Raw genomic sequence first — 23417 nt, 5'->3', positions numbered from 1 at the left:
TTCGCACGGCGTAATGGCGGGCGGCCGCCAGTGCAAAGCCAGCTTCGCGGGCCAGTGCCTTTTGACTGACGCTGCCCGGTGCCGCCTGGCCGGCGCGCGTGCCCAGCTTTTCCGCAATGAACATCATGTCCGCCAGATGCTTTTCAGGCCGACTGAGTGCCATGATCGATCCCTCTCGCAGGCGATATCTGTAGCATGCCTTGCGCAGGCGGACGAGCGATGCCGCCTGTACCAGTGCTAGCGGCGTGAACAGCGCATCTTCGTGATAGATGTCTGGCGTAAACGCCTGTCCGGTCCGGTCGATAAGCGCGCGCGCAAAAGCATAGAACTGCACCGGGCTAGGCGGACGACCCGACAGCATGAACCGAACCGGATCAACAATTTGGTCGTAGAGCGCCAGATAGGGAGCACGGTTCAGCGAAGCACCGATCGTCTCGAATTCGAAGGCTATCACATCAGGGCCGAATTGTTCGACACAGCCGACCAACGTCGTGATCGCGTCGACGCAGATCTCGTCGTCGCTGTCGATGAACCACAGATAGGATCCGCGCGCATGAGTCATGCCAGCATTCCGCGCGGCCCCTAGGCCTGCATTTGCCTGCTGCAGGATCGTGACGTTTGCGATATCGCGACAGCGCCGTTCGACGATGTCCATGCTGCCATCCCTCGAACCGTCGTCGACGACGATCAGCTCGCAATGCTGGGCGAACCCCGGCGCACCAAGAATGCTGTCGAGACAGTCTTCAACATAGTCCTCTACCCCATATACGGGAACGATTAACGACAGAAGCGGCAGCACGGGCGCAGAATCAGCCATGGCGGGCAATCCTTCGCCGCCAAAACAGAGTGATCGCTTTTCGTCTAGTACGCGTCGCCAGGTCGCGGAGGCCGGCTAGCAGGAACGAGGTTTCGGGCCGCAAGACGACGTTGCGAACATCGGCCGCACTTGGCACCCGCAACGCCGCGGCAACCAACGCGGAAATGTCGAATGATTCGATCAACTGCTGCCGGGCGGCAACGATTGCGGGAAACCGATCACGGTAGATCGCATCGCCATCTAACAGGATCGCGTCGATGGTCCGCCGGGCACTATCGTAATCGTCGATATCAATCGTGATCGTCGCTCCCGGAAAATAGCGTTCGATGTTTGGACATCCGGCATAGACCGGAACTGCATAGCTCAATATCGCGTCCGCGACTTTTTCGGTCCACAGGTCCGCAACCGAACAATTTTCGATGCACAGGTGAAAACGATAGGGAAGGATGGCATCTTCCTTATACTCCACATAGCGATGCGGCCTGCCGAACATGTCGATGCGCCCCGCATAGTCCCGCGCTAGTCTGTCAATCAACGACCGCCGCTTGATATGCATCGGAAGATAGTTCAGATTCGACGTGATCGTCGACATCATTTGAGTTTTTTCTGGCGGTGGCATATCGCGAATGAAGTCGTGGCCGTATCGATACCCCAATTTCTGACTATACCCGAAATGCCAGTTGTTGAAATGTTGTTCGTGTGAAACCCGGGGTGCTAATCCGTGAGAAGCACCGGCACAGAATACCGCATCGAACTGGCGCAAGAATATCTTGGAATGATTACCGATTTCGGGAGGTTCGCCTGCTAAAAATATCACGCGGTCGCCACGGACCTGCAAATTCCGCGGTTTTTCGATCGCTTCGAACACGATTACCATATTCCAAACGCAATCGTCGCCCCCATTTTCCACCACGTCAAATCCGTCACGGACAGGGTCGAAATGCGGCGTAAACAGGGCGTGATCGTAGCGGTGAAGAATATTCACTGCGGGCCGGGCTTCAGTCATGCGGGATGCCTTCAGCCTTTCAGAACATGGAGAAAGCGTTCGCGCAGCGCCCGCAGTTCGGGATTGCGATATTCACAGGTCATTCCCGACAATACCGATGCCCAGAACAACAAGGTGCTGTCATTCCCGTCGATATGCCGGAAAGAGGCAAGTGTCCGCAACACCTGCTCCGGCGTCATGTCGCCAGTAGCTACGATCCGGGCGCCGCTGGCCGCAATTGCTGCGGCGGCCAGCGGCGTGTTTAACCGCGCCTCCTCGTTTGTGACGATACCGGTGTCATGACCCAGATTGGCCAGACGTTCGTTGAGATGGGCGGTGACGGCGGCATCAGACTTAAAAAAGTCGCCAAGGCGCAGATGCATGCCCCGCGCATGTACCGGAGCGTTTGAGATTTTGAGTTCATCGCGCAGTCGGATCAGTTCCCGGCGCAACATTTCATCGTCGAACACGGCATAATCGGCGACCCGCTGAAAATAGCCGTCCAGATACGTAGTGCCGAACACGGTGATCGCATCGCAATGTATGCACATTCGCGTGGCCAACTTGGGCAAGCGAAGTACCGACAATGCACGTTCGAACGCCGATGGTGCCGGTGCCGATGCGATTTCGGCACTGCGACCAAATGCATGAGGATAGCGAAGATCATGCGTTTCGAACAGAATTGCACCGTACCGGCGCGCATGAAGACGGGCGTACAGCAACTGGAATACCTGGTTCCCCAGGCCGCCATGGGTGCGGACCACAACATGGTTCATGCCCGTGGGCTCCGACCATGCAACACTGCCATATCGACACACTGCAGATGCATGTCGGTAAGTCTCATCTGCATGTCCCGCGTTTGTAGGCGATGTCTATAACCGACGAAATTTACCCGCCGGGCACCCCGGCCCCGTACGGCGCGTGGGCTACAGCGGCATCCCTGCTCCGTCAATCGTGCGTGCATGAATGGCGGAGCATTGAGCGTCTGCGCTTCAAGGGCGTTGCCGGCATAGTACCGGATAGGCTGCCTTGTGCGCTCTAGGCATTGGAGGAAAAACATGTCGATCGATAACACATCCCGGCGAACCGTCATCAAGACGCTGGTGGCAGGCATCAGTGCACCGGTCGCGGCCTATGCAGCCGCACCGCCCGCGGGACCGAAGACCGACCAAGGCGATATCCATGTCACGCACTACGGTGCGCGGGGAGACGGAATCGCAGACGACACCGACGCGTTCGAGCAGGCGGTCCAAGTGGCGACCGAACAAGGGCGTAAGCTACGCATTCCACCGGGACGATACCGCATTACCCGTACGCTGACGATCCACCGGGGAATCCGTATCGAAGGCGACGGCGTCGAACGCAGTATTCTGGTGGCATCCGCAGGAAAGGGGCAACCGGCAATCCATATCCGGGCCAAAACCACAGATTCCATCATCGGCTTCGTCCTATCCGGCATCCGGCTAACCGGTACGCCGGGGTCCGATCCCTGTGACGGCATACGCCTGTCGACGGACGGTAATGGCGCCTCTATCCATCAGGCCGTGCTGCGCGACCTTTTTATCGTCAATGTTGGCGCTGGTGTATCGATCGCTGGCGTGGTGTACCGATCCACCTTTGTAAATATCACCGTATCTGGATCCATCACCCGTTACGGATTCTATTGCGATACTGGGTTCGAGGACGTGACCTACAACAGCTTTCGCGACCTAGAGGCAACCAATGTCGCATCCGGCGCCTATGCCTATTGGCTGCACTCCAATTTTTCCAATTTCACTAACTTGACCGCCGATGGCTGCTGCTATTTCTCCTCACCCGGAGGTTCGATACGCAATTTAGCAATCGAGCAAATCACCGCCGACAAGCCGCCGTCCGCCACGGCGGTGCAGCTTAACCAAGTACAGACTGTAGACGGTATCAATCTTATCGGCGTTGATCGCCGAAAATGCCAAGATGGCGTCCACGTGATTGGACAGGGGCTGACACTTCGCGGTATCCGGCTCGTGGCCCCGCAACCCGACCGAGCGGTAACATTGAATCCAGCGTCCGAGGGCGTGTTGAGCGGCGTTTATATCGAACGGTCCGCGACCAAGATCGAAGATTATACACCTGCCGAAACACTGGATCGCTGGACTATACAGGCTGCACGGTCACTTACCAATCGACGCTGATTTCGGAGGGGGTCCGGATGTGATCCGGCCCCATCGCATTCCGATCAGTTCGCTCCGATCGTCTTCAATGCCGCGACTGCCTCATCTATCGGGTAGTGGTGGTTCCCGATAAATAGGCCATTGGCGTCGATATAATCAGCGTTCTTCAGGTCGCCAAAGATGCTGTGATCGAAGTAGCGTACCACTTCTTTGCGAGCGAAATTACCGCTGACGATTGGACGATATTCAAACTCAAGTGCTTCGAGCCGCTGCATCAGCATCGAGCGCGTCATCGTGCTGCCAGGACGGATGACCAAGCTGAAGCCGAACCAGCTGCTTTTGCCGATTTCTCGCTGGATCATTAGGTTGGGATGGTCAGACAGGTGCTGCTGCAGCAGCAGGCCGTTGCGGCGACGTTCCTCGATCAGGCGTGGGAGTTTGGCCACCTGTTCGATACCGATCGCGCCTGACATTTCGAGCGGACGCAGATTATAGCCGGGTAGAACGAAACGGAACGACTCCTCGAACGCGTCGTCACCCTTGCGACCGACGACTTGGTTGTCGACTGGCAACTGCCGGGTCCAGCCATGCGCGCGCAGCGACAGCATCAGATGATACAGTTCCTCATCATCAGTGGTGACTACGCCCCCTTCCATCGTCGAAATATGATGCGAGAAGAAACAGCTCTGGCTGCCCATCACTCCAAACGATCCGGTCTTGCAGCCATCGAACTCGGCACCCAGCGATTCGCAATTGTCTTCGAGCACAACCAAATCATGCTTGTCGGCCAGCGCGCGGACCGCGGCGAAATCATTGGGATTGCCGAGTAGATTGACACAAAAGATCGCCCGCGTGCGCGGCGTGATTGCCGCTTCCAACGCAGCTATATCGAAATTGAGCGTCGCCATGTCGATATCAACGAAACGGACATGCAACCCGTATTGTTCGAGTGGGCTGTAGGTCGTACTCCACGATACTGCCGGCACTAGGACTTCGTCGCCCTTTCCGAGGCGCAGAGCAGGGTTCCTGGTAAAGCGCAACGCCGCGATCATCAGCAGGTTCGCCGATGATCCCGAGTTGCACATCACTGCATAGCGCGTGCCGGTATAGGCAGCGAAAGCTTCTTCGCATGCGTTAACCTTGGGCCCCATCGAAAACTGACCGGACGCGATGACGTCCTGCATCGCCTGATATTCTGCCTCATCCCACGATGTGGTGGCGAGCGGGAACCGCTTGGTCATGATACTTGTGCCTGCTGCTGATAGAATTGGATGGTGGCGGTGATGCCGTCCTGCAGCGCGGTGGGCGGCGTCCAGCCCCATGCGCGCTGCAGAGACACATCGCTCAACTTGCGGTGCATGCCGACAGGGCGCGTTAGGTCAAAACGGAAGTTGCCGTTCCATCCCAGCGCCCGGGCGACCGCGTCGTAATATTCTAGAATTGTATGATCGTCGCCGATACCAATATTCATCAACTGCGGCAACGCGGCAGGATCTTCGGCAGCCCGCCACAGCGCATCGGCAAGATCGGCGGCATACATAAACTCGCGCCGTGCGGTACCGTCGCCCCATATCTCGACCTCTTCCTGCCCTTCGACCACTGCAGCGCTGACCTTCGCGATGATCGCGGGAACCAGATGTGATGCTTTGGGGTCGAACTTGTCATGTCGGCCATAAAGATTGCACGGGATAACGGTGCGATAAGCGGCATTCGGGCGAGTCTGCGCGATGTAATCGCACAGCCGCGTTGAAACAATCTTGGCAAGGGCATAGCCTTCATTGGTCGGCTCTAACTCACCGGTCATCATGTCGCTTTCGCGCAGCGCATGATCGCGGCCGCGCGGATACATGCACGAACTAGCAAGATTGAGGAACGCCGGCACTCCGGCCTCGAACGCCCCCATGATGACGTTGCGGCCAATGTCCAGATTGTTGACCAAGAACCCAACCGGATCGGCCATGTTGGCCTGGATACCGCCCACCTGGCCGGCGGCATGGATCACCAAATCAGGACGCATCTCGCGCGCGAAATCTCCGACTGCGCGACGATCAGCAAGATCCAGTTCGTGGCGTGACGGGGCAAGGATATCCCAGCGCGCTGCACGCGGATGTTCGCGCAGGTTGCGCCCGACCATGCCGTTTCCACCGGTAACCCACACCCGCCGCCGGCCCGTGCCCGCGATCCCGCTCTTATCGTTCATGCTGTCATCCGCCTGTGGACGGATACTGGCCGCGCAGGTGCACGGGCAGTATCCGTCAAGCACCCTTTCCGATTGGCGCATCGCGCATAATCTTCAAATCAGCCTGTACCATTTCGCGCGCCAGATCGCGAGGACTGGTCTGATGCGTCCAGCCCAACGTTTCGCGCGCCTTGGTCGGATCGCCGATCAGCAACTCAACCTCGGTTGGACGGAAATAACGTGGATCGATTGCCACGAACAACTGCCCGGTTTTTTGGCAATAACCCTTTTCGTCGATACCCTCGCCTTCCCAACGCAGATTGATCCCGGCGTCTTCGAACGCCCATTCGACGAAGGTCCGCACCCGCGTCATCTCGCCAGTAGCCAGCACGAAATCATCAGGCGTATCCGCTTGGACGATTCGCCACATCCCCTCGACATATTCGCGCGCATGCCCCCAGTCGCGCTGCGCGTCTAGATTGCCTAGGTACAGCATTTTTTGGCGCCCAAGTGAAATTGCCGCGGCGGCGCGGGTAATCTTGCGTGTGACGAAGGTTTCCCCCCGCAACGGGCTCTCGTGGTTGAACAAGATGCCGTTGCTGGCATGCATGCCATAGGCTTCGCGGTAGTTGACTGTGATCCAGTACGCATACAACTTGGCCGCGGCATAAGGACTGCGTGGATAGAACGGCGTCGTCTCGCGCTGCGGTACTTCTTGCACCAGCCCGTACAGCTCGGACGTCGAAGCCTGATAGAAGCGCGTCTTCTTTTCCATACGAAGAATGCGGATGGCCTCAAGGAGACGCAGCGTGCCGATCGCGTCGGCATTGGCGGTGTACTCCGGCGTTTCGAAGCTAACCTGTACGTGGCTCTGTGCTGCCAGATTATAGATTTCGTCGGGCTGAGTATCCTGCACCAAACGGATCAATGCCGTAGAGTCGGTCATGTCTCCGTAATGTAAGTGGAACGTCGGGTTCGGCGCATGTGGATCTTCGTAAATATCCTCAATGCGGCCAGTATTGAACGACGACGAACGGCGCTTAAGGCCGTGGACGATGTACCCTTTGTCTAGCAAAAGCTGCGCCAGATAGGCGCCGTCCTGCCCGGTTACGCCAGTGATGAGCGCCGTTTTGCCCGCTGTCATGCTTTTCTCTTTCGCCTCACTACCACGCGCATCGGATGCAAGCCCGTGCAAGTCGAAACCGACTATCGAAGGCTGCCGGCCGGGTCTAGCCGCGATCTGTCATTATTCACACCGGTTGGGTGCCTCCCCCCGCCGCACACGGGACCGATAACCAATGCTTACCGGGCACCAGCCCCCGTAACCATGATCGCCGCCGTCCGTAGTATTATAAGTATATCCAGCCACACCGAATAGTTTTTCACATAGTAAAAATCGAGGTTCAGTTTCTCGCGAACATCAGTGACGTCGGTTACATGCCCCTGACTGACCTGGGCCCAGCCTGTCAGGCCCGGTTTGATGATATGCCGGTAGTGATAGAACGGAATCTGTTTTTCATACCACTGGCTGAGCGACAGCGCCTCCGGTCGTGGACCGATCAGGCTCATGTCCCCCTTCAGGATGTTGAACAACTGCGGAAGCTCGTCCAGCCTTGTCCGGCGAAAGATGCGGCCGAATTTAGTAATCCTGACATCATCGTCTTGGGTCATCGCACTTTTTCGTAGCGCTTCAGCGTCCTCATTTTCCGTCGCGACGCGCATCGTTCGGAACTTGTAAACCGTAAAAACCTGCGCCCTGAACCCCATTCTTTTCTGTCTAAAGATAGCAGGTCCCGGCGAGTCCATTTTGATAGCAATGGCCACCACGATCATCACCGGCATAAATATAATTATTAGGCACAGTGATATGAAAAAATCTAGCACCGACTTGATCTTTAGCAGTACATTGTTGGGATTTAGAGAGCCCAGCGTGTTTTCGTAAAGATGGTTTATCTCCACCCTGCCGGTCAGCTGCTCTCTAGCGGAACGGGCGTCATAGACCGGGATGCCGGTCAGAACCCATTTGGCGATCGCACTTTCCCAGCGGTCGTCGTGATCGCTGTGCAAATCAACGACGATCGCATCAATACCGTCCAATATGCCATCAGGTGCATCAATCCGACGCCAATCGACATACGGAATTTTTGGAAGGTCACCCGCCAGCCCGCCAGCAACATAAGCAAAAACAAGTGTTCTGTGACGCTCTACCTTCAAATGGATGAATAGAAGCGTCCCGGTGGATAATATATAGCAATTTAACAGCTGAAGCCGGCTATAATCCAGCCTCATTATAAACATTACTATAACCAATATCGAAAACGTAATCGTCAACGACGTTATCACATAACCGCCGGATGAAATTCCGGGGAATAGCAACATACGCCGATAACCGATATATCCCATGACAAGGGCAATAGCGCCCCCCATGATTGTTAATATCTGAGTCGATACGTAGAAGGGTACTCCGAATACGATTTGCCTAAGTAATACAGGACACACGACACCGATCAGTAATCCCAATATTATCTGATATCGAGTCCGCTTCAACATTATATATTTTCACGTTTTTCCGGAACAGCGCTTAATTATAATTTATGGCTTCTGCGAAAGCCAATCGTTGCCTGCAATTGCAATGTCCTGATTGAGGCTCGGCCCTACCCCAGACGATTTACAAAGCCAAGCCGTCAGTGGTGGCGTCAATAGGCGTACGACTTCAGATACATTGCAGCACCGGCTGCGGCAAGTTTCCGCCACACGCCCGGCTCCTACGCAGGTGGCAGGCGTTCTGCCTAGCCGGTTATTGGGCAATGCTGGATACGCCCTGCCGGGGTGCCGATTGCAAGTGAACGCCACTAAAGATACTTGCCCCCCATGCCCCCCCCCGTTCAGCTTGTCCGTCCCAAACGCCACGGCGACGCCCGTGGCTGGTTTACCGAAGTCTATTCGGTCCCTGCCTTTGCCGCGATGGGCATCAACTGTACCTTCGTGCAAGACAATCATTCTTATTCCGGGCCGGCATTCACCCTACGTGGCCTGCATTTCCAGACGCCAACCCGGGGACAGGACAAACTGGTCCGCTGTATACGGGGGCGGATCTACGACGTGGCAGTCGACGCTCGCAACGGCTCGCCGACCTATGGGCAATGGGTTGGCGCCGAACTCTCGGCGGAGAACGGCCACCAGTTGTTCGTCCCAATCGGCTTCGCTCACGGCTTCGTAACGCTTGAGGAGAATTGCGAAGTCAGCTATAAATGCTCGGATACCTATGCACCCGACAATGACGGCGGTATCCGCTGGGATGACCCTGTGATCGGCATAGACTGGCCGATGCCCGCTGGTATTGCCCCTAAACTTTCGGCCAAGGATGCGGTGCAGCCGCGGCTGGCCGAGTTCAACAGCCCCTTCCTCTATGATGGCCGCCCGCTGGCGCCACTCGTCTGAAGGACTCACCCATGCGCATTTTAGTTACTGGCGGGGCCGGCTTTATCGGCTCGGCCCTCGTGCGTCACCTAATCGAGAATACTGATCATGAGGTCCTTAACTTCGACAAGCTAACCTACGCTGGTACGCTGTCTACGGTCGAGTGCGTCGAGCGGTCGAACCGCTACTGGTTCGTCCGGGGCGACATCTGCGATGCAAGCGCCGTGAAAGCCGCAATCGCCGAGTTCAAACCCAAAATTATCACGCATCTTGCAGCCGAAAGCCATGTCGACCGCTCGATCGATGGTCCTGCCGCGTTCGTCCACACCAACGTCGTCGGCACCTTTACGATGCTTAGCGAAGCACGCGCCTATTGGATCGGCCTCGACGACGCGGCGAAGGCGGCGTTCCGCTTCCACCACATCTCGACCGACGAGGTTTACGGCTCGCTCGGCGACACCGGGTTGTTCACCGAAGAGACCCCGTACGATCCGCGTTCGCCCTATTCGGCGTCGAAGGCGGGGTCGGATCATCTCGTCAGCGCCTGGGGCCACACCTTTGGCCTGCCCGTGCTGATCACCAACTGCTCGAACAATTACGGGCCGTATCACTTCCCCGAAAAGCTGATCCCGCTGATGATCGTCAAGGCGCTCGCGGGCGCCGACCTGCCCGTCTACGGCAAGGGCGACCAAGTCCGCGACTGGCTGTTCGTCGAGGACCACGTCCGCGCGCTGCACGCGGTGTTCGAAAAGGGCGAGCCCGGCCGGACCTACAATGTCGGTGGAAACAACGAGAAGCAGAATCTCGAGGTCGTGAAGACCGTCTGCACGATCCTCGATCGCCTCCGCCCGCGCGCCGATGGCCAGCCTTACGCGACGCAGATCACCTATGTCGCCGACCGCCCCGGCCATGACAAGCGCTATGCGATCGACGCGACCCGGATCAAGGACGAGCTCGGCTGGGAGCCCGCCGAGACGTTCGAGACCGGCATCGAGAAGACCGTCGCCTGGTATCTCGACAACCAGGACTGGTGGCAGGCGATCGTCGCCGAGCACAAGGCCGACCAGCGTCGCGGGCTTTCCGTATGAAGCACGTCCTCGTCACCGGCGGGAACGGCCAGCTCGGCACCGAGCTTAAGCGCTATATCTGGCCCGAGGGCTGGGCGGTCACCGCGATCGACATCGACGCGCTCGACCTGCGCGATACCGCGGCGATCGCCGCGATGGTCGCGGGCGGCCATGACGGCACGCCCTGGGCCGCGGTGATCTCGGCAGGCGCCTATACCGCGGTCGACAAGGCGGAGAGCGACATCGTCACCGCCTGGGCGGTCAACGCGATGGCGCCCGCGGCGTTCGCCGAGGCGTGCGCGAAGGCGGCGATCCCGATCGTCCAGGTCTCGACCGATTACGTCTTCGACGGCGCGCGCGAGGGCGCATGGGACGTCACCGATCCGGTCGCGCCGCTCGGCGTGTACGGCGCCTCCAAGCTTGGCGGCGAACTCGCGGTACGGACCTCGGGCGCACGCCATGCGATCGTCCGGACCGCCTGGGTGGTCAGCGCGCACGGCAACAACTTCGTGAAGACGATGCTGCGCGTCGGCGCGACCAACCCGCGCCTGCGCGTGGTCGACGACCAGCATGGCAGCCCGACGTCCGCGGCCGATCTCGCCGCGGCGCTCGCGACGATCGCGATGCGGCTCGTCGAGGATCCCGCCGCCCCCACCGGCATCTATCATTTCAGCAACGCCGGCGCGGTCACTTGGGCCGGCTTCGCGCGCGAGATCTTCGCGCAGAGCGGCGCACGCGGTGGTGCCAGCGCCGAAGTCGAAGGCATCTCGACCAGCGAATACCCGACGCCTGCGACGCGCCCTGCAAACTCGCTGCTCAGCCATGACGCGATCACGCGCGACTATGGCATCCATCCGCCCGCGTGGCAGACCGCGCTCGGCAATATCCTCGACGAACTGCTCGGGGCCCCCAAGAAGGACATCTCCCAATGAAGGGCATCATTCTCGCCGGCGGTTCGGGCACGCGGCTCCATCCGGCAACGCTCGCCGTGAACAAGCAGCTGTTGCCGGTCTACGACAAGCCGATGATCTATTATCCGCTGTCGGTGCTGATGCTGGCTGGCATCCGCGACATCCTGATCATCTCGAGCCCCGAATATATCGACAATTACCGTCGCCTGTTCGAGGACGGGTCGGCATTCGGGCTGGCGATCTCCTATGCCGAACAGCCCCGCCCTGAGGGCCTCGCCCAGGCGTTCACGATCGGCGCGGACTTCATCGGCGACGACGATGTCGCGCTCGTGCTCGGCGACAACATCTTCTTCGGCGCGCATCTGACCGATCTGCTGGCGAGCGCGGTCGCGCGCAAGGGCGGCGCGACGGTGTTCTCCTACCGCGTCGACGATCCCGAGCGCTACGGCGTCGTCGAGTTCGGCGAGGGAGGCAAGGCCGTCAGCCTCGAGGAAAAGCCCGCAAAGCCCAAGTCGCACCATGCGGTTACCGGCCTGTATTTCTACGACAACCGGGTCGTCCAGTTCGCGCGCGACCTGAAGCCCTCCGCCCGCGGTGAGCTTGAGATCACCGATCTCAACCGCATCTACATGGAGGCGGGTGACCTGTTCGTCGAACAGATGGGCCGCGGTTACGCCTGGCTCGACACCGGCACGCACGATAGCTTGCTCGAAGCCAGCGAATTCGTGCGCACCATCCAGCACCGCCAAGGCATTCAGGTCGCATGTCTCGAAGAGATTGCGTTTCACCAAGGCTTCATAACTGCTAATCAGGCTCGCGAGACTGGCGAGCGCTTTAACAAAACGAACTATGGGCGTGCAATCTTGAACGCAGTGAATGGGAGTTAACTTACCTATTCTCGGCGTGATTAAGCTGGCGTTGATAATGCGCCCGGTCCATTGTAAATTTTAAGTTGGCCACAGGCGGCACGATCGATCTCGGCGCAGGCAATGACGGCTTGCCCTCCCATAGACCACGCGCAGCAACGAGTATGCCAATCCCGCGATCCAGGTGCAGCCGGCGACCAGTACACTGTTCGCCAGCCCTGCCCGCACTGCTGACCGCCACGCGGGCAACGCGAAGGCACGCAGCAGCGGTTACAGCTTCCTCGGCGGGATCGGTATCGGCAACCATAACTGGCCGGTCGGCGCATTTGCAGGCTATTTTGACAGCCGCCAGCGGATTAGTGCCCTTGGCGCTGCGACCAGAACCGATGGTTGGCGCGTCGATCCTTTATGATGGTGGCGATGCCCGCACCACACGCGCGCTGCCGGGGGCGAGCAACGCAACCGGGCGTTACGGCCTACACAGCTGGGCGACCGACCTGTCGGTCGGCTATGCGCTGGCCATGGCGGACGACTGGACGCTGACCCCCAACGTCGGCGTGACCTATCTGCGCACCACCCGAGACCGGGTGAGCAAGGCCGGCAGGCCGTTCACACTGACCGGGGTCGCTACATAAAAGGGGCGCAGATATACGGTAAGAACCGTCAGCCCGGCGAGCGGAGCGCCTGACGCAGGGCGCGCAGTTTTCCTTCTGGGATGCCGGCGTCGGCCCAGAGATAGTCGCCGGTCAGGTTGATGTGTTGCCACCCAAGTGGCAAGAGATGCTGGTGATGCTGCGCCTGGCGAAGGACGGGCTAATCGCGTCTCGCCGAGGGCGATGGCGGCGCGCCACGCAAATATTATGTCCTGACGATCCAGGGCCGGGAGCTTCTGCGGGGAATGATTCCCGCCTGGTCGAAGCTCGCCGCCTCCGTCGATAGCCTGCTGCCAGGAGTGTCCTCATGATCCCCCCTTTCACTGATACGGGCGCACGGCGTCGTTGGGGCGACTATTTTTCCGAAGTAGGTGATCTGCCCTCCCGTGCCGGTGCTGATGCAGCCGAATTGCCCGACGATCTGCAAGCGCACGTTGCTGACAGCATGGCGGCCTCGCCGGGCGGGAGCGAGCTGGAGCGGCTCGACGCCGCCTTGTCCCGGCTCGGTCGACCGATAGACTATCTGCGCCCGCTGTTGGCGGACGAGCTGATCGAGCGGGGAACACGGAGCTACAGCCCGGTCACGATCGCACGGGGCATTTCCTACGCCGTCATGGCGGGTTCGCGCCGTGCCGCGATCGCGCTCATATTCGGCATCGGCTATCTGTCCCTCGCCATCTTCACAGGCATGGCCGTCCTCAAGCCGCTGTGGGGCGAGCATGTCGGCGTGTTCCGCAACGCTGACGGCACGATCAGTGCCGGCATTGTCGCGCGATCCGATGGTGCCCGCGAACTGCTGGGCTGGTGGTCAATCCTGATCGCGCTCCTGCTGGCGACGCTGCTGTATGTCATACTGACAAAGGGCCTGCGGGCTCTTCGTCATCGCCGATAACCATTTTGCCTGAAAACCCTGCATAACAAGGAAATTGCAATGGCTGACAAGACAGCCCGTCGCGTGCGGCCGGGTGCGATGGCGTTCGTCCTGCTGACGGTGGCGTTAAGCTGGTCGATCTGGATCGTCACGTGGTTCGCAACGGGCCGCCCCGCCACCACGACCGCGTCGGCCGGTATGGTCGCAGCCGTCTATGCCGGGTCCTTCGCCCCCGGTGTCGCAGCGGCCATCCTGTCCGCCATGTCGCAGTCCGGATCCCTGAAAACGTGGCTGCGCGGGTTTATTCGCTTTCGATGCGGCTGGCGCGCCTACGCCGCTGCGGTGCTGCTGCTTCCCCTGGCGCTGCTCCTGCTGACGTTCGTCGTCGGCTACACGCCGCGGCTCGAAGGGCTGCACGGCCAGGCACCCATTCTCCTCTACCTGACCATATTCCCCGTCTCGATCTTTAACGGTCTGATGACGGCGGTCATGGGCGCCGGCCCCTTGGGGAAAATGGCGGCTGGCGCGGCTATCTGTTGCCTCGACTACTGGAGCATGGCGGCGAGGCGCGCGCTTCGCTCATCATCGGCATCGTCTGGGCGCTGTGGCATCTGCCGATCATGGCAATGTTCGCCGACTGGCGAGATGGCATTCCCTTCCGAGCCTATCTTCCGCTCTACATAGCCGGGGTTATCGGTCTGTCGTTCGTCATGTCGCGGGTGTGGCTGATCGGCGGGGGCAGCCTGATCCCGTGCATCTGGCTGCACGGGTTGGTGAACGCCGTGGGCGGCATAGCATTTAATCATAGTGTCTGGACGAGCCGCTGGTCCGCTGAAGCCGGCACCGGCCACTTCGCCATTGCCACGGCTCTCACAGCTGCCTTCCTGCTCTGGATAGCGCACAGGGAACGACAGTCCTAAGCCGCGACCGTATATTTGTGCCCGTTTTATGTAGCGCCCCCTATCGGCCGCTGGACGTCCAAGCTGATCGCCTGAAACCATACACAGAAATTTTGGACGTATGTGCCGACGTGTCTACACGTCGACGTGTTTGCTGCGTTGGAATACGCGGCGAAACGATCAATCCCACCGGCTTGGAATCGCTGCGCAACCCGTACCGCCATAAGCAATATGCACTACTTTTTAACGGAAGCTTCGCTTATCCTAGATCATGCACTATGGAGCGCGCCGTATCTCAGCGTGGAAGGCAACCTCGGTCGGCATTAGTGATGCATTTTGGCAACACGATGCCAGATACCGAAGGTGGTCGGAAACTTCTTGAGCCGGGATTGGTTCCAACGTAAAATGTAACGGGAGTTTTTAATGAACAACAAACTGGCGATGATCGCTGCCACGACGCTTGCAATCGGTCTCACCTCTGCAGCCCAGGCGCAGGACATGGGTGGTAACGAGCAGCCGTTCAGCGGTGTGTATGTCGGTGCCGCTGGTGGCTACGACATCCAGGGCAATGATCTTGGCTCGCGTCTGCAGTTCGACCGAAACGGTGACGGAAGCTTCAACGACCCGGTCACGACTGCGGCTGGTGCCGATGCATTCTCACCTGGCTTTTGCAATGGTCGAGCATTCAACGGCAACGCATCGCGCGGTTGCGAGAACGATCGCAACAAGGCTTCCTATTATGCTCGTGTCGGCTTCGACAAGCAGATGGGCAACCTCGTCGTCGGTGCCGTCGGTGAATTCGGCAAGTCGGAAATCAAGGACTTCGTCGCTGGTTTTTCGACCACGCCTGCAAGCTACACCTTCGAGCGTAGCCTGAACTGGGAAGCATCGGCTCGCCTGCGCGCTGGTTACGCTATCGGCTCGGGCATGTTCTACGCAACGGGCGGTGCCGGCTATGCCGACATCAAGCATCGTTTCGAGACGACCAACGCAGCCAACACCTTCACGCCGAACAACGACGGCAAGAAGAAGTTCGGCTTCATCGTCGGTGGTGGCGTGGAGAAGTTCATCACGCGCAACATCACGATCGGTGCGGAATATACCTATCACGACTACAAGGACAACAACTACAACGTCCTCGTGACGCAGGGTAGCGCACCGGCGACCAACCCGTTCGTTCTGGCTCCTAACACGGCCGGCACGAACATCCGTCGTAGCGATCCCGATTTCCGCTGGCACAGCCTGCGTGGTACCGTCGGTTTCCACTTCTAAGACGATATCGATGGGCGGGAGCATGATGCTCTCGCCCATCTTGTTTCACGGCCTACTGAAACGACGGCATTCCGATGCCGACTACCCCGATGCCGGCGCCGGTTCAGCTCACTGGATCAACCACGTGCCACCCCGATGATCGCGGGTTGAGACGCACAATGCGGACCGTCGGTCCACCTATCTTCCCATGTGTCGCTCGAAAAGTGGCCACTATCGCGCCTTGCCCGATGAGACGACGATATGTCCGTAGCTCGGCTGCGTAGGTCTGCGGTTCAAACAGATAGCGGTCATAGTCGACGATAATCGCATAGTCCGCACGACAGGTCGGGAAGGTCTCCGGAGCTATTGTGCCGAAGTCGATGACCGGCCGCCCCGCGCGCCAGCGCTCGATCGTCGAATACGGGATCTTGGCGCGCAAGCTCGCGGCGACATCCACGCAACCGGCATCGCCCACCGGATACAGGAAGCGCCAGCCGGTCCGCAGCAGATCGAACGCGAGCTGCTCGACAATCACACTGCTACCTGGTGGAATATGCGCACGTGCCCAGGTCGAGGCCTCCGCCCTTGTGTCGTGCGCGCGTTCCGCCGAAGCAGCCTCGCCTGCGATCAAGGACGGTATGACCACCGCCCCCAGCACCATCGCGCTGCCCATACGGCCCAAGGGCGTGGCGAAGCGTCGGATCGCTGTATCGAGTGCCACGGCCATCGCAATCGCCACGAACGGCAACAACGGAACGATCCAACGCTCCCAGAGCAGTGCCTGAGCGCTGACCGCGATCAGCGATATAATTGCAAACGATGCTATCGTGACGGCAAACACCGCAGCGCGTCGCGCTCCGACGGCAAACCCGATCGCGGCAAGACCGACGCCGAGGGCCGTCACGGCATCGCGCAATGGATGGCTGACATACCATCCCGCATTCCACCAGAAGCCTTGTCCGGTCGCGCCGGGATGGTGCGTCCGTGCTTCCCCGCTCAGATTGACGAGGACTGTATGCAGATCGAGAACGAGAAATGGCGACGCAGCGACCAAGGCAGCCAGGGCGAGGGGGCCCACGAGGATCAGCCGGACCAGCTGGAGGTGACGCATCTCCCGGTTATGCGCCATATGATAGCCAGCCGCCCCGATGATCGAGACCACCACGGTCACGGCGGGCCATTTCGTGGCACAGGCAAGACCCAGCCACAGCGCCGCCCAGGCGTAGTCCGCCATGCGGCCCCGTCGCGCTATATTCACGCATGCCAGCATGCACAGCAGCAGGAAGACTGTCTCGTGCATGTCGGTGCGGATGATCTGAGAATATTTGATATGGATCGGATCGATCGTGAGCAGGCCTGCCGCAAGCACGCCTGCACGTGCGCCGAACAGGCGCCGTGCGAGGACAAATGTCAGGAGGATCGTCGCAAGCCCGCAAACGACGATAAACCAGCGCCCCGGGAGTATCACGACCCCGGGATCCGCGTAGATCGCCTTTCCGAAGTCCTGGACACTTGCAAACCGCCCGGTCACCATGCCGATGCCGAGGACCGCGAGGTCGATCAACGCCAGCGCATAGATCGTCGTGGTACCTGGATGACCGAACCATCCTGGATTGAGTGTCCGGTTCCGCAATAGTTTCAGCGCAGTCAGCAAGAAGATTGGCTCGTCGGGATCATATAGGGCGGGCAAGCCGAACGCGATTCCGCGTAATCTCAGCAGGGCTGCCACGATCAGGATCGCAAATACGCTAACGGTGACAAGGCGATGTTTTTGTCGTGATCTGGGTGCTGTCAGCACATGTTTATCCGTTACGCGGGGCCTTATCGTCCCATGCGGGCCTGCTACGTCGCCCTTCGCTTAGTGGCAATGCGGGAAAGCCCGCGCCGGCGAGTGCCAATTGACACGACATCGGTCACGCTTAAACGGCCATCCTATTGACGGGAGAGCGTAATGAAGACCGTAATACTCGCCGGGGGCCTCGGTAGCCGATTGGGAGAGGAAACCTCGGTTCGGCCGAAGCCCATGGTGGAAATCGGTGGCATGCCGATCCTGTGGCACATCATGAAAATCTATGCATCGGGTGGGATCAACGACTTCGTCGTCTGCCTCGGCTACAAGGGCTATGTCATCAAGGAGTTCTTCGCGAACTACTTTCTGCATACCTCCGACGTCACCGTCGACCTGGTTAATAATTCGCTCGAAGTTCATCATTCACGCAGCGAGCCATGGCGGATCACGCTGGTCGATACAGGCGCGCTGACGATGACCGGCGGACGGTTGCGCGCGGTGCGCGATTTCCTCACCCCCGGCGAGCCCTTCTGCTTCACCTACGGCGATGGCGTCGCCGATATCGACATCGCCGCACAGGTTGCCTTCCACAAGGCGCATGGTCGTCGTGCGACGATCACCTCGGTCGCGCCGCCAGGACGGTTCGGCGCCCTCGAGTTCGATGGCGACCGCGTTGCCGGGTTCCGGGAAAAGCCGGCCGGTGATGGCGGCCAGATCAATGGTGGATTCTTCATCGCAGATCCCAGCGTTCTCGACCTCGTGAAAGGCCCGGAGACGGTCTGGGAAGCCGAACCGCTCGAACAGCTTGCCTCGAGCGGGGAACTGATGGCCTATCGCCACACGGGCTTCTGGCAGCCGATGGACACGCTGCGCGACAAGTTGCACCTAGAAGAGCTGTGGAACAGCGGCGCAGCGCCGTGGAAGACCTGGTGAACCCCTGGGCAGGGCGCCGCGTCCTGATCACCGGACACACCGGGTTCAAGGGCAGCTGGCTGTCGCTATGGCTGCATCAGCTGGGCGCAGAGGTGACCGGCTTCGCGCTGCCCCCGCCCACTGAGCCCAGCCTGTTCGAGACGGCACGCGTCAGCGACGTCGTCGACCATGTGATCGGCGACGTCCGGGATCTCACGGCGCTGAACGACACCATCGCCCGGTGTCGCCCCGAGGTAATCTTCCATCTGGCGGCGCAGCCCCTCGTCCGGCTGTCCTATGACGAACCCGTCGAGACCTATGCCACGAACGTCATGGGCACGGTCCACACGCTGGAAGCGGCACGTCGCGTCGGCGGTGTCGCTGCGTTCGTCTGCATCACCACCGACAAATGCTACGAGAACCGCGAATGGGTCTGGCCCTACCGCGAGAACGAACCGATGGGTGGCTACGACCCGTACAGCAGCAGCAAAGGTTGCGCGGAGCTCGTGGTCTCGGCCTATCGCCGATCCTTCTTTCCGACCGAGGCGATTGCCGAGGGCGGCATGGCGGTCGCCTCGGTGCGCGCCGGCAACGTCATCGGCGGAGGCGACTGGGCGCTCGACCGGCTCGTGCCCGATCTCGTCCGGGCGTTCGAGAAGGGGGAGGCGCCCGCGATCCGCGCACCCAATGCCGTCCGCCCGTGGCAACATGTACTAGAAGCGCTGGGCGGCTATCTGCTGATCGCCGAACGTCTGCTGAAGCGCGAAGCACTTTTTGCCGATGCCTGGAATTTTGGCCCCTCGGAAGACGACGCCAAGCCGGTATTGTGGATCGTCGACCAGATGCGCGCTGCCTGGGGCGAGGCGCCCGCGTCTGTACCCTTTAACGGCGTGGTGCCGCACGAAGCCGGCCTGCTGCGGCTAGATTGTTCCAAGGCGCGCACGCATCTGGGATGGCGGCCGGCACTGCCGCTCGGCGATGCGCTCGAATGGATCGTTGCCTGGCACAAACAGGTCGCTGCCGGTACCGATGCCCGTGCGATGTCGCTCGAACAGATCGCCAAGTATCGAGAAAAGTCCGGGGTAACGGCAGGCTAGCGCGTTTAACCGGTCACCCCCGCGAGCACATTGCCTGTTGCGGTGAACGGCGCTGCATTGCGCGCGTCGGCACCGGCGAAACGGACCTTCCCTGCGACACCGCTAGCAAGACAGGCGGGGTCGATCGCGCTTCCGTCGACCTGAACGTGGCTGCATGCCACGTCTAGGTCGATGCCCGCAGCGAAGGACGGCGGGCCGAAACCGATTATGATCGGTCGCAAGCTGCTGCGCGATACGTTACGGGCGCTCATGGCCGGATTGGATGCGGTCTTTTCATAATTCGAAATCTGCGGTTCCAGCTGCAATCCGCTGGCGTCTACGACGACGACCGGGCGCACCGATTGCGCGATCTTCAGTCCCTGCACGCGAACGCCGCGGGTTCGCGAGACGAACAGTGATCCACCCGCGAAATCGCCCAGCACCTGCCCACCGACGATCGTCACCAGCCCGGCGCCATCGCGCACTAGGATGCCGCGATCGCCCCTTGCGCCCGCGGAAGTAACATAGGGGTCAACAATCTCGACACAGGCACTGGCGGTTGCATCAAGATCGAGGTCGAGCCCGAACTTTCCACAGCCGTCGAGGACAGGATTGCGGACATGCAGGTCGATCGTCTGCGCGAAGCTGCGCGCGCCCGCCGCGCGGAACGCCATGCCCGTGTCGATCCGTGCGCTTTCGAACCGGTCAATGAAGCTGTCGACGAACGCCCCCAGCGCAAGCAGGCCGACAGGATCGACATGGTGGGCATGCTGTTCGGCCGCGACGCACCGATCCATGTACAGCGAGGCGTTGCCGCCCGGAAATCCGAACTGGGTGCGACCGTCGAGGAAATAACCTGCTGCTAGATCCACACCCGTGCCCGTGCCGGCGCGCGTGCGCTGGGCGAAACAATCGTCGATCTTGGTGTAGACGACACCGCCGATATGGAAGCCGACGCTGCTTTCGAGCGACGCCACACCGCTGACCGTGCAGTGTGACAGATAGGCGCAACGCAGACCTGCCGGGTAGCGCGCGAGATCGCCCGACGCATGGGGCTGGGCAGGAGCGTCCCTGACGAGCGTCAGGTCACTGAGATGGGCCTCGGTCACCAGATCGCCTGTCGGCCGCCTGGCGGTACCCAGCAGGACGACGTCATCCGTTCTGACCCCCGGCGCGGCCTGCTGAAGGATTATCCGCGTGCCCTGGCCCTGATTGGTCGCATAGCGGCCAACCCCGCGCACGGTCCGCCAGCTGAGACTGAAACGGACGGTGCGACGGACGAAGTAATCAGCTTGTCCCAACTGCATCACCGGGCAGAGCGCATGACACGCCTCCAGCGCATTTGCGCAGTCGGCCAGTCCGTCGTTGACGCGCGCACCAAACCATTCGGGTCGACCGTGCGTCCCATCCCATACCCGTACCCAAGCCAGCCCGGATCGCTTTGCTGGCACATGCAATCCCTGCAAAGGGTCCAGGTCCGCAGTGGATCTGGCGGAAGTCGCGCAGCGAAACAGCCCCTCGCGGCCCACTTCATCGAGATGGACCAGCCGACCCGGTTCGGCATTGTCGATCGCCGCCAACGCCCCGCGGTCGGGCACCGAGGTGATCACGCCGGCATATGCAGCCGTATCAGCCGCCAAGGCAGGACCGACATCCTTTATGCCGACCGCAGCAGCAGAGACCATGCCGCCTCGCAACACGGCGCGGCGAGGAATTGAGTCCACGTCGTTTCTCCTTTGACCGGCAACGCGCCATACCGGCACGTGATCCTTTCCGGTTGGATGATGCGGCTTAGCGTGCCTCGGACCCGCCCGGCGCCAGGACTGTCCCATCGCCCACCATCACCGGCGCATCGTGTCGGAACCGCCAGCGCCCCTTCCATCCCTGGTGCCGGATATCGCTCCAGACATCGCGCAGCGTGACGCTGGAAAGCGCGAAGGCCAGGGAAAGGATCAGCAGCGGCCGCAGGAACGGACCAACGGTGATGTAATAGGTGAAGAAGGTCGTGTGACCGGCAAGATAGCTTTCCTGCACAAGCGGCGGGACCTGATCGAGAATGATGTCGAACGGCATGCACAGCACGTAGCAGGTCAGGATCGACCAGGTTCGGCCAAAGCCCTTGGCACGTTCCAGAAACACAAAGAAGATCAATATGTTCTGGGTGTAACCACCCGGCTCCGCGCTGATCATCGCGATCGCTATGCCCAGGAACGTCAAGCGGTGCATCGGCACCACCTCGGGGCGGATCCAGGCTGCCACGGCCGCTACGACGATCATCGCTTGCGTGGCACGGACCAACCCGGGAACGACGATGAGGAGGACGTCGACCATCTGTGATCCGACCAGCGCGCTGACCATCGCATACTGGCCGTCGAGCAGCGATATCAGCGGGATATACGTCGCTGCGTACCAGAGATCGAGAAAGGTGATGGCTTGGTACAGACCTGAGAAATCACGGATGTTCTCGTAGATTTCAATCGGCGTACCTTCACCCTTCAAGCCATAGGTGACGATGTAGACCACGATGGTCGCGATAATTGCGCCTTCGAACCACCGCCAACGACGCCGCAGCAATTGGGGGAACAATGCAGCAACGATATACACCTTGAAATTGATTGCCATGCCGACCGCGGTCCAGCGCCAGCGTGCAGATTTCAGCAGCGGTCCGAAACCCAGGATCACGCAGGTAAAGCAGAGCACGATCAGGTTGCCGCGCTCGAGCCCGAATAGCGACGGCAACCCAAACCCGAGCCCCAGCGCGCGCCAGATCGCCGTCTGGCGGTCGACCTTGCGGAAGCTGAAATACAGCAACACGACGTTGAGCAGGAAGAAGCCGTGCATCGCGTACAGCCCGACCCAGTCACATTCGCGCGCGGCATAGCCGTTCGCCTCGGCATAGCAGGAATCCTTGCTGAACAGCCGGAGCACGACGAATGATAGCGGAGGGTATACCGTCGCCCAGGCATCATACGCGCCCTGGTGATGCGCCCAGTAGGACGTGTTGAACCAGTCCATCCACGTATCGAACGGTTCGTAGAAGAATGGCTGTGGCAGATGCGCGTTGGCGCGGAAGAAGAAGAAGGCGCGGACAACGCCACTCAGGATGATGATCGCCAGGATCGGTTCGCGCCAGCGTCTAAGCCACTGCATCGCGCCTGCCCATCGGACCGCCCGCGCCATGGTCACGACACCGGGCGCGTGAAGACCAGGTGCTTCAAGGCGAAGTAGTTGATGATGGCGGTGGCGACGATCGCGATCAGGCCTGCCAGATAGGGCGAATGGACCAGCTTGCTGGCAACCGCCAGCGCGGCCAGGCTAACCGCATAATTGAAGGCATAGGATATCGCAAAACGCAGCTTGGCCGGCTGGGCGTCACGAAATACGTGGCGGCTATAGGTCACGTAGTTGAAGGCTATGCCGATGATCGTCGCCAGGATCTGTGCCACGAAAATGTTGGCGCCAAGCCAGACGAACAACGAGAAGGTCAGGAACCCGAACGCCGCATTGACGACGCCCGCCTGGCCATAGCGCCACAACTCGATTAGCCGCGCGGACCGAAGCCGTTCCATGC

At 60.2% G+C, this 23417-nt stretch carries 22 protein-coding genes; 11 read left to right on the top strand and 11 right to left on the bottom strand.

The genetic code is table 11. The features are described from left to right. From ASE89_RS11930 to ASE89_RS11920, 3 genes are all read right to left on the bottom strand, one after another. The coding region (locus tag ASE89_RS11930) for a glycosyltransferase family 2 protein (protein ID WP_056677950.1) at nt 1–817 on the bottom strand (817 nt) is incomplete at its 3' end. Continuing rightward, nucleotides 810–1823 carry a glycosyltransferase family 10 domain-containing protein gene (locus tag ASE89_RS19815; RefSeq protein ID WP_082451448.1) on the bottom strand — a complete coding sequence of 338 codons (1014 nt, stop codon included), beginning with the start codon at nt 1821–1823 and terminating at the stop codon, nt 810–812. The genes ASE89_RS19815 and ASE89_RS11930, both read right to left, overlap by 8 nt. An 11-nt stretch (nt 1824–1834) precedes the next feature. Beyond that, entirely contained in the window at nt 1835–2578 is a 744-nt protein-coding gene (locus ASE89_RS11920; protein ID WP_056677944.1) for a hypothetical protein, read from the bottom strand. 282 nt (nt 2579–2860) lie between these two features. Between ASE89_RS11920 and ASE89_RS11915 the strand changes: the two genes are divergently transcribed. After that, nucleotides 2861–3973: a glycosyl hydrolase family 28-related protein gene (locus ASE89_RS11915; protein WP_056677941.1), complete on the top strand. Its 1113-nt coding sequence runs from the start codon at nt 2861–2863 to the stop codon at nt 3971–3973. Between the two features lie 44 nt (nt 3974–4017). Here ASE89_RS11915 and ASE89_RS11910 read toward each other — a convergent pair whose 3' ends face one another. The 4 genes from ASE89_RS11910 to ASE89_RS11895 all read right to left on the bottom strand — a co-directional run bounded on the left by ASE89_RS11910 (nt 4018) and on the right by ASE89_RS11895 (nt 8420). Beyond that, the gene (locus ASE89_RS11910; RefSeq protein WP_056677938.1) at nt 4018–5193 is read right to left on the bottom strand and encodes a DegT/DnrJ/EryC1/StrS family aminotransferase; all 1176 of its coding nucleotides are present in this window, start codon (nt 5191–5193) and stop codon (nt 4018–4020) included. Next, nucleotides 5190–6152 carry a GDP-L-fucose synthase family protein gene (locus ASE89_RS11905; protein WP_082451447.1) on the bottom strand — a complete coding sequence of 321 codons (963 nt, stop codon included), beginning with the start codon at nt 6150–6152 and terminating at the stop codon, nt 5190–5192. The genes ASE89_RS11910 and ASE89_RS11905 overlap by 4 nt, the downstream gene beginning before the upstream one ends. A gap of 55 nt (nt 6153–6207) precedes the next feature. After that, nucleotides 6208–7275, bottom strand: coding sequence for a GDP-mannose 4,6-dehydratase (gene gmd / locus ASE89_RS11900; protein WP_056677935.1), 1068 nt, complete (start codon nt 7273–7275; stop codon nt 6208–6210). 158 nt (nt 7276–7433) lie between these two features. After that, entirely contained in the window at nt 7434–8420 is a 987-nt protein-coding gene (locus ASE89_RS11895) for an exopolysaccharide biosynthesis polyprenyl glycosylphosphotransferase (RefSeq protein ID WP_082451450.1), read from the bottom strand. A gap of 582 nt (nt 8421–9002) precedes the next feature. Between ASE89_RS11895 and rfbC the strand changes: the two genes are divergently transcribed. From rfbC to ASE89_RS11850, 8 genes are all read left to right on the top strand, one after another. Then, nucleotides 9003–9572: a dTDP-4-dehydrorhamnose 3,5-epimerase gene (gene rfbC / locus ASE89_RS11890; RefSeq protein ID WP_056677929.1), complete on the top strand. Its 570-nt coding sequence runs from the start codon at nt 9003–9005 to the stop codon at nt 9570–9572. A gap of 11 nt (nt 9573–9583) precedes the next feature. Beyond that, nucleotides 9584–10639, top strand: coding sequence for a dTDP-glucose 4,6-dehydratase (gene rfbB / locus ASE89_RS11885; protein WP_056677926.1), 1056 nt, complete (start codon nt 9584–9586; stop codon nt 10637–10639). Beyond that, nucleotides 10636–11550: a dTDP-4-dehydrorhamnose reductase gene (gene rfbD, locus ASE89_RS11880; protein WP_056677923.1), complete on the top strand. Its 915-nt coding sequence runs from the start codon at nt 10636–10638 to the stop codon at nt 11548–11550. The genes rfbB and rfbD overlap by 4 nt, the downstream gene beginning before the upstream one ends. Then, nucleotides 11547–12416 carry a glucose-1-phosphate thymidylyltransferase RfbA gene (gene rfbA, locus ASE89_RS11875; RefSeq protein WP_056677919.1) on the top strand — a complete coding sequence of 290 codons (870 nt, stop codon included), beginning with the start codon at nt 11547–11549 and terminating at the stop codon, nt 12414–12416. The genes rfbD and rfbA overlap by 4 nt, the downstream gene beginning before the upstream one ends. A gap of 344 nt (nt 12417–12760) precedes the next feature. Further along, a complete protein-coding gene (locus ASE89_RS20815; RefSeq protein WP_168427656.1) occupies nt 12761–13030 on the top strand; it encodes an autotransporter outer membrane beta-barrel domain-containing protein in 270 nt (89 codons plus the stop codon). Between the two features lie 325 nt (nt 13031–13355). Beyond that, complete coding sequence (locus ASE89_RS11865) at nt 13356–13940, top strand: hypothetical protein (RefSeq protein ID WP_156363451.1); 585 nt, start codon at nt 13356–13358, stop codon at nt 13938–13940. A 515-nt stretch (nt 13941–14455) separates the two neighbouring features. Beyond that, complete coding sequence (locus ASE89_RS21570) at nt 14456–14839, top strand: CPBP family glutamic-type intramembrane protease (RefSeq protein WP_168427654.1); 384 nt, start codon at nt 14456–14458, stop codon at nt 14837–14839. Between the two features lie 402 nt (nt 14840–15241). After that, complete coding sequence (locus ASE89_RS11850) at nt 15242–16090, top strand: outer membrane protein (protein WP_056677904.1); 849 nt, start codon at nt 15242–15244, stop codon at nt 16088–16090. Nucleotides 16091–16193: 103 nt separating this feature from the next. Here ASE89_RS11850 and ASE89_RS11845 read toward each other — a convergent pair whose 3' ends face one another. After that, nucleotides 16194–17867: a glycosyltransferase family 39 protein gene (locus ASE89_RS11845; protein WP_156363450.1), complete on the bottom strand. Its 1674-nt coding sequence runs from the start codon at nt 17865–17867 to the stop codon at nt 16194–16196. 153 nt (nt 17868–18020) lie between these two features. On the opposite strand from ASE89_RS11845, the gene rfbF reads away from it, so the two are divergent. After that, a complete protein-coding gene (gene rfbF / locus ASE89_RS11840) occupies nt 18021–18791 on the top strand; it encodes a glucose-1-phosphate cytidylyltransferase (protein ID WP_056677898.1) in 771 nt (256 codons plus the stop codon). After that, complete coding sequence (rfbG, locus tag ASE89_RS11835; protein WP_236701742.1) at nt 18776–19867, top strand: CDP-glucose 4,6-dehydratase; 1092 nt, start codon at nt 18776–18778, stop codon at nt 19865–19867. The genes rfbF and rfbG overlap by 16 nt, the downstream gene beginning before the upstream one ends. A gap of 5 nt (nt 19868–19872) precedes the next feature. Here rfbG and ASE89_RS11830 read toward each other — a convergent pair whose 3' ends face one another. Genes ASE89_RS11830 through ASE89_RS11820 form a run of 3 tightly spaced genes read right to left on the bottom strand, consistent with a single transcriptional unit; the run spans nt 19873 to nt 23415 of the window. Further along, nucleotides 19873–21609, bottom strand: a complete 1737-nt coding sequence (locus tag ASE89_RS11830; protein ID WP_168427652.1) for a hypothetical protein — start codon at nt 21607–21609, stop codon at nt 19873–19875. Nucleotides 21610–21637: 28 nt separating this feature from the next. After that, on the bottom strand, nt 21638–22996 hold the full coding sequence (locus tag ASE89_RS11825; RefSeq protein WP_156363448.1) for a hypothetical protein: 1359 nt from the start codon (nt 22994–22996) through the stop codon (nt 21638–21640). 32 nt (nt 22997–23028) lie between these two features. After that, nucleotides 23029–23415: a GtrA family protein gene (locus ASE89_RS11820; protein ID WP_056677890.1), complete on the bottom strand. Its 387-nt coding sequence runs from the start codon at nt 23413–23415 to the stop codon at nt 23029–23031. Between the last annotated feature and the right edge of the window lie 2 nt (nt 23416–23417).

The sequence above is a fragment of the Sphingomonas sp. Leaf30 genome (assembly GCF_001422525.1).
In the GTDB taxonomy this organism is placed as follows: Bacteria; Pseudomonadota; Alphaproteobacteria; order Sphingomonadales; family Sphingomonadaceae; genus Sphingomonas; species Sphingomonas aerolata.
Note: the sequence above shows the minus strand (reverse complement) of the source record. Positions and strands in the feature narration are given on the sequence as shown.

Bases quoted from the DNA above. Each gene is read 5' to 3' on its own strand.
- ASE89_RS11865 (WP_156363451.1), top strand. From the start codon at position 13,356: ATGATCCCCCCTTTCACTGATACGGGCGCACGGCGTCGTTGGGGCGAC.
- ASE89_RS11820 (WP_056677890.1), bottom strand. From the start codon at position 23,415: ATGGAACGGCTTCGGTCCGCGCGGCTAATCGAGTTGTGGCGCTATGGC.
- ASE89_RS11910 (WP_056677938.1), bottom strand. From the start codon at position 5,193: ATGACCAAGCGGTTCCCGCTCGCCACCACATCGTGGGATGAGGCAGAA.
- rfbA (WP_056677919.1), top strand. From the start codon at position 11,547: ATGAAGGGCATCATTCTCGCCGGCGGTTCGGGCACGCGGCTCCATCCG.
- rfbB (WP_056677926.1), top strand. From the start codon at position 9,584: ATGCGCATTTTAGTTACTGGCGGGGCCGGCTTTATCGGCTCGGCCCTC.
- ASE89_RS11920 (WP_056677944.1), bottom strand. From the start codon at position 2,578: ATGAACCATGTTGTGGTCCGCACCCATGGCGGCCTGGGGAACCAGGTA.
- ASE89_RS11850 (WP_056677904.1), top strand. From the start codon at position 15,242: ATGAACAACAAACTGGCGATGATCGCTGCCACGACGCTTGCAATCGGT.
- rfbF (WP_056677898.1), top strand. From the start codon at position 18,021: ATGAAGACCGTAATACTCGCCGGGGGCCTCGGTAGCCGATTGGGAGAG.
- rfbC (WP_056677929.1), top strand. From the start codon at position 9,003: ATGCCCCCCCCCGTTCAGCTTGTCCGTCCCAAACGCCACGGCGACGCC.
- rfbD (WP_056677923.1), top strand. From the start codon at position 10,636: ATGAAGCACGTCCTCGTCACCGGCGGGAACGGCCAGCTCGGCACCGAG.
- gmd (WP_056677935.1), bottom strand. From the start codon at position 7,275: ATGACAGCGGGCAAAACGGCGCTCATCACTGGCGTAACCGGGCAGGAC.
- ASE89_RS11905 (WP_082451447.1), bottom strand. From the start codon at position 6,152: ATGAACGATAAGAGCGGGATCGCGGGCACGGGCCGGCGGCGGGTGTGG.
- ASE89_RS11915 (WP_056677941.1), top strand. From the start codon at position 2,861: ATGTCGATCGATAACACATCCCGGCGAACCGTCATCAAGACGCTGGTG.
- ASE89_RS11895 (WP_082451450.1), bottom strand. From the start codon at position 8,420: ATGAGGCTGGATTATAGCCGGCTTCAGCTGTTAAATTGCTATATATTA.
- ASE89_RS11825 (WP_156363448.1), bottom strand. From the start codon at position 22,996: ATGCAGTGGCTTAGACGCTGGCGCGAACCGATCCTGGCGATCATCATC.
- ASE89_RS19815 (WP_082451448.1), bottom strand. From the start codon at position 1,823: ATGACTGAAGCCCGGCCCGCAGTGAATATTCTTCACCGCTACGATCAC.